Origin of the sequence: Sulfoacidibacillus thermotolerans (assembly GCF_003144315.1) — a bacterium.
GTDB classification, from domain to species: domain Bacteria; phylum Bacillota; class Bacilli; order Alicyclobacillales; family SLC66; genus Sulfoacidibacillus; species Sulfoacidibacillus thermotolerans.
Genome location: NZ_MPDK01000079.1, coordinates 1 through 1,617, shown reverse-complemented (window position 1 = coordinate 1,617; position 1,617 = coordinate 1). Strand labels below are relative to the sequence as shown.

The 1,617-nt window shown below is 45.1% G+C and carries 1 protein-coding gene; it reads left to right on the top strand.

The features are described 5' to 3' along the window. Positions 1–122: 122 nt before the first annotated feature. The coding region (locus BM613_RS14460) for a phage tail protein (protein WP_219930722.1) at positions 123–1,617 on the top strand (1,495 nt) is incomplete at its 3' end.

Here is a 1,617-nt window from a genome sequence, read left to right as displayed (position 1 = left end):
TGTGATGGTTGGGGTAGTGGTATGTGTGTTTTTTTTAAAGATACGGGTGCTCCCGAGTTTTTACCCTCTTTATTCGGTGGCAGCGTTAGTTGTGGATGGGAGACGGGGCGTGGAGGGTGTAAATGCCACCAGCAATAATCGGAGCTGTAGTTGCTATCGGGGCAGCGGCTGGGGCAGCGGCAGGTATTATCACAGCCACTACCGCGCTTGTGATTGGTATTGCTGCCAGTGCCGCTGGAGCTCTACTTACAAAAACTCAAAGCTTCAACTTTGATTCCTACACACCTCAGAGCGAGCGTAAACAGGTTATTCGTGCCGCTGCTGCATCCAGAACTGTGATTTACGGGACAACTGTGTCTAGTGGTGTTCTTGTATTTGCGGAAGAAGAACCAGGAGTACAGGAACCAGATAAACATGGTGAGAACCATGAAAAGCTGACGTTGGTTCTTGCATTGGCAGGACACGAACTAACGGCTGTAGGACAAGTGTGGTTAGGTGATGACGCTATTGAAAGTTTTGGTGATAAAGCGTCATATGTAATACATAACAATCCTACTAAAGTCAGTCAGGATATGTTGAATCGTTGCCCATCATGGAAGAGTGACATGATTGGTAAAGGTATTTGCTGGATGCAATTGAACCTTGTTTTCGATTCTGAAAAATTTCCGTCCGGTCTACCTAACGTTAAATGCCTTAAGAAAGGTCGTAAAGTATTAGATCCTAGAACTGGTAAGATGGTATTTAGCAATAACGCAGCTCTAGTCATTCTGGATTACTTACGAGTGTACTTAAAGCGTTCTGATGATGCAATTCTTTGGGACCAGTTCAAAGAAGCAGCTAATATCTGCGATGAAAGTGTAAGGAACGCAGACAATACATTCGAACCTCGTTACACCATAAATGGTGAGTTTGATATTGACGAAGCTCCCTCTAAGATTCTGGAGGATATGCTCGACGCTTGTGGCGGAGAGTTAACTTATATTGGCGGTAAACATGGTATTCTTGTCGGTGCATATTATGGTCCACCTGAACTAACACTTGACACAAGCTGTATTGCTGGTGACATTAAAATTACACCTGAAACAGCTTTTAAAGAGCGCACCAATACAATCACAGGTACTTACATTGATCCTCTACAAAACTATCAGGAAGCAGACTTCCCTCCTGTAAGTGTTGCGGAATGGATACAACAAGACGGGCAGGAAATTACACAGGACGTGGACTATCGTTTTGTGACAAGTCCATACCAGGCACAACGTCTGTCTAACCTGACATTGAAACGCAAACGCATTGGACGTTCTATTGAAATACCGTGCAACATGCGCGGGTATCGTTTCCGTCCAGGTATGTACGTTTACGTTGACATTCCTAATATTGGAATGAACAAGGTAGAGATGCGAGTCATTAAGTGGCAGTTTGACCCGAAAGGCGGTGTCACTGTAACTGTGCGTCAAGACTTCCCGGACTTGTGGGACGATGCGATTGGTAAACCTGTAGAGCGACCGGATTTAGTGGATTTGCCTACTGGTGGCGCAATACAACCTCAGAACCTGCACTATAAAGTCCTACAGATTAGCGACGTGGTACAAGGTCTGCCCCTTATACACAACTCCGAGC